A 7,658-nucleotide genomic window follows, 5' to 3' on the forward strand; every position below is an offset into this window, starting at 1 on the left:
AAACTGTCAAGGTTGAGCTGGGTTTATAGGGCGTTACATAATAGAAAATATTGTTGTTATCGATCTGCGAGATGCAGTGCAAACTATGCAGGATAATAAGTTTGCCAAGCGGAAAATCATTGTGCCTTATAGCGAAATTAATCAGCATATTAATGCTGGTAAACAGGCCTATGTCTTTATCATGACGCATAGCCACCAAACAGATCAGCAGGTCCTGGCTGAACTATGGCACAGGCAGTTTGCTTATCTCGGTATATTAGGTAGCAGGCGAAAAATTAAAGTGCTGCAGCAGAATTTAGCCGAAACGATTAGTAAGCAGCACTGGCAATCGATTCATGCCCCTATAGGCTTGGCAACCAATAGCCAGACACCGATGGAAATTGCAATTAGCATTGCTGCAGAAGTAATTAGTCAGACAAATGCAAGCGAGAGAAAACCATGAGATGGCGTAATCGAAGAACTAGCCGTAATATTGAAGATCAAAGAGTAGCAGGCTCTCTCTGGAGGACTAAACAAACTGGGTGGGCTAGGAGTTTTGCGCTTACGCTGATGAAGTAAACAATAGATTAGTTCAATTGCATTTTTTTATAGGGAAATTACCAGAGTTGTTCATGGTGTTATAATTATCCACTTTGGTTTGTAATGCATTTCACACTTGATTAAAAAAGGGATAGATGGGCAAAGAATAGCGTGCCCAGCAGTGAATGCGTCTGAGCTTTGATGAATACGAAAAACCTTGTCCACCCCTCATAAAATCATATGAATGGGAAATGTAATAGAGGAATGCTGAAATGAAAGAAGAATATGATGTATTGATTGTTGGTGGTGGCATGGTGGGGGCTGCGGTTGCCTGTGCATTAGGTGACAGTGACTTAAAAGTTGCTCTAATTGAAAAAAGTATGCCAGAAGAGTTTTCTTCTGAACAGATGCATGATTTGCGTGTTTCCGCGTTAAGTATTGCTTCGCAACAAATTTTGCAAACAGTGGGTGCCTGGGATGCGGTACTGGCAATGCGGGTCTGTCCTTTTAAACGTATGCGCGTATGGGAAACAGCGGGTGACACTGAGTTTAACAGTGATACTATTGATTTTGATGCGCTCGGTTATATTGTTGAGAATCGTGTGACTCAGTTAGCTTTATTGCATAGAGCGCAGGAGTTTTCTAATATTGAATTTCTTTGTCCCTCAACTATCAGACAAATAAACTATGTAAATAGTAAGGGCAGTGTAGAGCTTGATGATGGTCGAGTTTTATCGGCTAAAGTCGTGGTTGGTGCAGATGGTGGGCAGTCGCGACTAAGGCAAACGGTGGGTCTTGGTGTTACCAGTTGGGATTATCAGCAACATGCCATGGTTATTTATGTCGAAACTGATTATGAGCAGCAGGATATAACCTGGCAACGCTTTGTACCTACCGGACCTCAAGCCTTTTTACCTTTAACAGGGAATTATGGCTCTATCGTCTGGTATAACACACCGGATGAAGTGCGCCGCTTAAAAGCGTTAGCGGAGACTGAATTGCTTGCTGAATTAACGGAAACCTTTCCAGATTGCCTAGGTAAAATTAATAAAATTCTGGGTGTCGCGAGTTTCCCGTTAAAGAGACAGCATGCACAGGAATATGTTAAACAGGGTGTTGCTTTAGTCGGTGATGCGGCACATATGATTAACCCCTTGGCCGGTCAGGGAGTGAATATTGGATTGTTAGATGCGGCAATGCTCGCTGAAGTTTTAATTGATGCCAGTAATAAAGGTAAAAATATAGCGGATGTAGCCGTACTAAAACGCTATGAACGTTTGCGTCGTAATGAAAATCTGAAAATGATGACGGTGATGGACCTGTTTTACCGGACCTTTAGTAATCAAATATTGCCCATTAAGTTTTTTAGAAATCTGGGGCTGGGTCTAGCTGAACGTATTACCCCTCTAAAAAATAAAGTGATGCGAGGTGCCATGGGCCTAGAAGGGCGCTTACCTAAATTAGCAAAAGGCGAAAGCATTATTTCATGAATAACTCGGTTGCCTTTAGAACTTTATTGTTTAAAGAAATACGGCGCTTTACACGCATCTGGCCACAAACTTTATTACCTCCAGCCATCACGACCTCATTATATTTCCTGATTTTTGGCAGGCTGATTGGTGAGCGTATCGGTAGTGTCAATGGAGTCAGCTATATGGATTATATAGTGCCTGGTGTGATTTTAATGTCGGTTATTAGTCATTCCTATGCCAATGTTGTGTCATCTTTTTACTCAACCAAGTTTCAAAGGCATATCGAAGAGTTATTAGTGGCACCGGTTCCTAACTGGGTTATCCTGGCTGGTTATATCGGTGGCGGGGTAACTCGAGGGATGCTGGTGGGTTGTGTGGTGGCAGCAATATCATTGATGTTTACAGAAATATCGGTGGTTAACTGGTGGGTTACTGTAGGGGTGTTTGTGCTAACCGCAACCTTATTTTCTTTGGCTGGTTTTGTAAATGCTATTTTTGCTGATAGTTTTGATGATATTTCCATTATTCCCAATTTTGTTTTAACACCATTGAGCTATCTGGGCGGGGTGTTTTATTCTGTCTCAATGTTGCCTGATATTTGGCAAAAAATTGCTTTGGGTAATCCTATCCTATATATGATTAATACTTTTCGTTATGGCTTAATTGGTATTTCAGATGTTGACGTAACGATTGCCATGTTTATTATTATCGGTTTCATTCTATTATTAATGGCTTTTTGCTTATTTTTATTGGCCAGAGGTGTAGGTATTAAAAGTTAGGAGAAGAATATGCTTAATAAACGATTGTATTTGCTACTGTTAGTTACGTTTTTTATATCTATACTATCATCTTGTGCAGTAACTGAACGAGCGCCTGAAAGTTCGCCGGATGTAAAACAAACGCAACAGGATCCTGTTGAAGAATATATAAAAAGTAACTTTGCTCAATTACGTTCTGATATGGCTGTGGGTGAAGGAGAGTGCCTGGCTAGGCTAGCTACGCTACTTGCTATTAAAGAAATAGATAAGAGGCGCTTCTATGTATTAACTAAAAATAAATTTAATAGTTTATTTGTCTCACCTGAAACAACTGCTGAGCAATTATTAATAAATTTACGCAGAGAAGTTCTTACAGCATTTTAATATCTGTTTTACCTACTAAGAGGCTAGGGCTTTGTGTCTAATAGGAAATGTTTTGCAATTTAATGTAATTCTGATATAGAATTGCCGAGTAAAAATCTTTTACCATACTTTTATCCTTATTTCTTAAATTAAAATGGAGAGTGAGTTCATGTTCACAAAAAAAAAATACTACATCGTTAATTAAAGCGACTGTTGTAGTCGCCGTAGTTTCAGCCTTAACTGCATGTGGTATAGCAGCCCCAAAGACTGAAATTGCATATGCCGAAGCAATGCTGCAATCAGCACGTAATATCGGAGCAAATGAATTTTCTGGAGTAGAGCTGGAAAGGGCAAAAAATAAATTGCAACGAGCGAAAGAAGAAATGAAAGACGGTAACAATGAAAAAGCGTTACGTTTAGCAAATGAATCGACTGCTGATTCTAGCCTGGCTCAAGCGAAAACAGAAGCGGGAAAAGCGAGCGCAGCAGAAAAGCAAATGCAGAAAAGTATGCAAATGTTGAAATCACAGCTTAAATAAATCGCGCTAATTTACCAACTAATATATTCTGGACTTATTTATGAAAACATTGACAGTAAAAAAAACTGCTTATCCCAGCTATAATTTCTACACTAGCGGTAGGTTGTGCTGAATTACAAAAACCACAATTATTACTGGATGCTGAGCAAGCTTATAAAGTAGCGGCTAGTGACCCTAGCGTACAGAAATATTCTTCAGCTGAATTAAACAAAGCAAATACAACCTTAATAAGTGCAGCGGCTTCTGAGTCTGAAGAGGACATGGCTTCACTGGCTTATATAGGTAATGCTGAAGTTGGGACGGCTGTTAGTAATGCTGCGGCAGAGACATCTAGACAAAATAGTATTGATTTGCTACAGAAAAAAGAGGAATTAATTACAGCGTCTCTTAGTGCCAAAAAAGATTCTGCGCAGAACAAATTGCTAGAGATGCAATTAAGCGAAGCAGAGCGAGATATTTTATTGGCTTTCGGTGATATTGAATTTGTTGTTGGCACAGCTGACTTAGTTCCTGGCGCATCGATCGGGATTGATTTGTTAGTAACGTATATGGAAAAAAATCCCGGTAAAAAAGTGACTCTTGAAGGGCATACTGATAACACGGGGAGTGCTAAGTTAAATAAAGAATTATCACAAAAACGCGCTGATTTTATTCGTGATGTGCTAATTAGCAAAGGTGTTTCTGTTGAGCGTATTACTGCGATTGGCTATGGCCAGAGCCAGCCTATAGAATCAAACAACTCACCAGCAGGTCGTCAGAAAAACCGTCGTATCGATATTAAATTTAATTAATCAATCAATTCGATTTTAACTACAGTCACCTGTCTAAGGCAGGAATTGTAGAGCGTGGCTTCAGCCCGCCTTTTGTAGATGCTAATTAGTATCTACGGGCTAAGGTCGCGCCCTATGGTTCTTGCTTTGCCCTGTGTAAGTGGGTAGCTAAAAACTTTATTAAATATAGACTGGTTCTTCGTGAGCCTAAAGGAATAATTAAATGAAAATAACTAAAATAGTACTATTATCATTCTCACTAACTGTTTTAACAGGCTGCATGGGACAAATGGGTTTAACTAAGGACCTTAACAAGTGGAATATGGAAGTGACTAAAGATCGCTGGGGTAGAGAAGGAATTTTCCTGGGACTGCATCTGTTAGGTGTTTCCCCTATTGCTGCGCTGGTTGATCTAGTGGGTATTAATGCTATTGAATTCTGGACAGGTACAAACCCATATACAGGTAAAAGTCCTGCTGTTGTTGATATGGCTGCTGCAGAATTAGAGAATGCGGGTGTGAAAAATGTTGCTCAGGCAAAAATTCGTTTTGATGGTAATGATACTGTAAAAATGGAAGTAATCTATAACGATGGTCATGAAGAGATGATCAGTGCGATTAGAAAAGAAAATACTTTTGATTTTTACCAGGATGGTAACTTAATTGGAACTGTCACTAAAGAAGAGCTTGTTGCATACTCTCAGCAACGTAAAAGTTAATGTAGAGCGGACTTTAGTCCGCTATTAACTCTCGGTTTTTCAGGGTTCCATGCATCAAGGCAATCTTGATGCATGGCTGCTGAACCGAGGGCGTAATCGCTCGAAAGAGAAAACCTTAAAAATTGAATGACTTCCTGTCACCGGGTTAACTGCACAGCCATAGATCAAAATAGCGGAAACAATTATAATGATTTTTTTCAGTATTTGGAATATCTGCTTCATTGCCGTTTATTTACGCTTTTTGTAACTACTCAGCGTAAATAATTAAAAAAGTTCTTGACAGGGTTTTAGCCTAGTTTTTGTGATTTTTAGTGAGCTGCCCAACAGTCGATTAATCCACGCTTTATTGCTTCTATCGCTATAGTCATCACAAAATGTCCCCTTAAACATCTACGACCTCGAAGAACTTTTTTATTCGCCTTACAATCGCTTAAAACAAGGAAAATTCGGGATTTAAAACCCATGAGATAATAAGCCTGTCCTTAAAGCAATACAGGTTACCCTTTGAAAATAGACTTCATCGATGTTGATTCCGCAATCAGTCATGCCAAACAGTTACTTGAAACTGAGCGTGATATATCGCCTGCGCTAAAATCAGCACTGGAAGTGATTCTATTATTAGTCACGGTATTACTCAATCGAGTGACACTGAACAGCAAAAATAGCAGTAAACCACCTGCAAGTGATCCCAACCGGAAAAAAGGGAATCGCAAAAAATCAGATAAGCCTTCTGGCGGACAAAAATCGCATGTCGGCACGACACTTCAAAAAATAGATGACCCGGATGAAATCGAGATCATTACCATTGATCGCCGTACCTTGCCAAAAGGGCGATACACGGAAGATGGCTTTGAAACACGCCAGGTATTCGATATTGATATCTCAAGGGTAGTGACAGAATACCAGGCGCAACGGTTGATAAATGAAAAAGGTCAGTGTTTTATCGCTCCTTTTCCAGATGAGGTTACTAAGGCTGCGCAATATGGTAATGGGATAAAAGCCCATGTGGTTTATCTTTCGCAATATCAGTTATTGCCCTACAACCGAATACAGGAGTATTTCGCTGATCAATTAGGTATGCCGATTAGTGAAGGCTCTATCTATAATTTCAATGAACTGGCCTATGAGAAGTTGGCTGGGTTTGAAACTATCAGTAAAGAACACTTAGTCGAATCACCGTGCATTCATGCGGATGAAACAGGCATTAATATTAATGGTAAGCGCCATTGGCTACATGGGACTTCCAATGATCAGTGGACACACTTCTTTCCCCATGCCAAACGTGGCACAGAGGCAATGAATGACATTGGAATTTTACCCCATTTTCATGGGATTTTATGTCATGATCATTGGAAGCCCTACTATAAATATGACTGTACTCATTCGCTTTGTAATGCACATCATTTGAGGGAATTAACGCGCGCCTGGGAGCAGGATAAACAGGAGTGGGCGCTTGAAATGAAACGACTACTTGAAAAAATGAATGATGCCGTCAATGAAGCAGGTGGCATGCTACTACATAAAGAAGCAGAAAAATGGAAAGTACAATACAGAGAATTACTTGGCAAAGCGGAGATTGAATGCCCACCACCCGATAAGCCTAAAGAAGTAAAACGGGGGCGAATAAAACGCAGTAAAGCTAGAAACTTACTGGAAAGGCTGATTAATTATGAAGAGGATGTCTTGCGCTTCATGACAAATACCTGGGTGCCATTTACCAATAATGCCGCAGAAAATTCGATTCGGATGACCAAGGTTCAACAGAAAATATCCGGCTGCTTTCGTAGCACCAAGGGTGCAGAGATATTTTGTCGTGTCAGAGGGTATTTATCAACGTGCCGTAAACAAGGTCTAAGTGCAACTCAGGCAATGACCCTGGTCTTTGAGGGAAAGTTACCTGAATTTGCTTTATAATTTCATTGGACTACTCAGCTCCGCTGAGTAGTTACAAAAAGGCTTGCAATTAGCAGAGCCCTGTATTGGCTGCCACGGTGAAAAAGGTATCAGCCCGGCAGGTACGTTTCCTTCACTAGCAGGGCAAACAGCTAATTATACCTATAAGCAATTACGTGATTATGCGGATGGTAAACGTGACAATGTCATGATGTCTTCGGTTGCTCAGGGGCTTAGTGAGCAGGATAGTGCTGATCTAGCAGTCTGGTTTCAGTCTTTACCCGCTGCTCAGAACAAGGCTTCTAAGCAAGACTTGAGCAAAGCTGAAGTTTTGGTTGATCAAGGCAACGGTAAAAAAATCCTACCTCCCTGCTTTACCTGTCATGGAGCTGATGGCAAAGGGCAACGTATGGATATCCCTGCTTTAGCAGGCCAGCAAGCGGAATACACGATAAATACTTTATTAGAATATAAGAATGGCACGCGCCATAATGATATTTATAGTCGTATGCGATTGATAGCTAGACAGCTCAGCGATGATGAAATTAAGCAGCTAGGTGAGCTTTATCAGCAGATGAAGTAACAGTAGGAGCGATCTTTAGCCGCGAATGGTTAACTTACATTCG

The 7,658-nt window shown here is 40.4% G+C and carries 9 protein-coding genes; all 9 read left to right on the plus strand.

All coding sequences use genetic code 11. The features are described from left to right. Nucleotides 1–58 precede the first annotated feature (58 nt). The 9 genes from CDZ78_RS02885 to CDZ78_RS02925 all read left to right on the plus strand — a co-directional run bounded on the left by CDZ78_RS02885 (nucleotide 59) and on the right by CDZ78_RS02925 (nucleotide 7,615). The gene (locus CDZ78_RS02885; protein ID WP_280175535.1) at nucleotides 59–442 is read left to right on the plus strand and encodes an XdhC family protein; all 384 of its coding nucleotides are present in this window, start codon (nucleotides 59–61) and stop codon (nucleotides 440–442) included. 349 nt (nucleotides 443–791) lie between these two features. Continuing rightward, nucleotides 792–2,009: an FAD-dependent monooxygenase gene (locus tag CDZ78_RS02890; RefSeq protein WP_087868620.1), complete on the plus strand. Its 1,218-nt coding sequence runs from the start codon at nucleotides 792–794 to the stop codon at nucleotides 2,007–2,009. After that, nucleotides 2,006–2,770 (plus strand): ABC transporter permease, encoded by a 765-nt coding sequence (locus tag CDZ78_RS02895; RefSeq protein ID WP_087868621.1) that lies wholly within the window; start codon nucleotides 2,006–2,008, stop codon nucleotides 2,768–2,770. The genes CDZ78_RS02890 and CDZ78_RS02895 overlap by 4 nt, the downstream gene beginning before the upstream one ends. 9 nt (nucleotides 2,771–2,779) lie before the next feature. Beyond that, entirely contained in the window at nucleotides 2,780–3,133 is a 354-nt protein-coding gene (locus tag CDZ78_RS02900; protein WP_087868622.1) for a DUF3015 family protein, read from the plus strand. Between the two features lie 140 nt (nucleotides 3,134–3,273). Then, a complete protein-coding gene (locus tag CDZ78_RS02905; protein ID WP_147889717.1) occupies nucleotides 3,274–3,651 on the plus strand; it encodes a DUF4398 domain-containing protein in 378 nt (125 codons plus the stop codon). A gap of 260 nt (nucleotides 3,652–3,911) precedes the next feature. Then, nucleotides 3,912–4,442 carry an OmpA family protein gene (locus CDZ78_RS22640; RefSeq protein WP_087868624.1) on the plus strand — a complete coding sequence of 177 codons (531 nt, stop codon included), beginning with the start codon at nucleotides 3,912–3,914 and terminating at the stop codon, nucleotides 4,440–4,442. Between the two features lie 202 nt (nucleotides 4,443–4,644). Further along, on the plus strand, nucleotides 4,645–5,139 hold the full coding sequence (locus CDZ78_RS02915; protein ID WP_087868625.1) for a DUF3332 family protein: 495 nt from the start codon (nucleotides 4,645–4,647) through the stop codon (nucleotides 5,137–5,139). Between the two features lie 504 nt (nucleotides 5,140–5,643). After that, nucleotides 5,644–7,053: an IS66 family transposase gene (gene tnpC, locus CDZ78_RS02920; protein WP_087868626.1), complete on the plus strand. Its 1,410-nt coding sequence runs from the start codon at nucleotides 5,644–5,646 to the stop codon at nucleotides 7,051–7,053. Between the two features lie 43 nt (nucleotides 7,054–7,096). Then, a complete protein-coding gene (locus CDZ78_RS02925) occupies nucleotides 7,097–7,615 on the plus strand; it encodes a c-type cytochrome (RefSeq protein WP_087868627.1) in 519 nt (172 codons plus the stop codon). The last annotated feature ends 43 nt before the right edge of the window (nucleotides 7,616–7,658 follow it).

Source organism: Bathymodiolus platifrons methanotrophic gill symbiont (assembly GCF_002189065.1).
GTDB lineage: Bacteria > Pseudomonadota > Gammaproteobacteria > Methylococcales > Methylomonadaceae > Methyloprofundus.

Coding starts and splice junctions, on each gene's coding strand:
- CDZ78_RS22640 (WP_087868624.1), top strand. CDS start 3,912: ATGGCTTCACTGGCTTATATAGGTAATGCTGAAGTTGGGACGGCTGTT.
- CDZ78_RS02900 (WP_087868622.1), top strand. CDS start 2,780: ATGCTTAATAAACGATTGTATTTGCTACTGTTAGTTACGTTTTTTATA.
- CDZ78_RS02890 (WP_087868620.1), top strand. CDS start 792: ATGAAAGAAGAATATGATGTATTGATTGTTGGTGGTGGCATGGTGGGG.
- CDZ78_RS02895 (WP_087868621.1), top strand. CDS start 2,006: ATGAATAACTCGGTTGCCTTTAGAACTTTATTGTTTAAAGAAATACGG.
- CDZ78_RS02915 (WP_087868625.1), top strand. CDS start 4,645: ATGAAAATAACTAAAATAGTACTATTATCATTCTCACTAACTGTTTTA.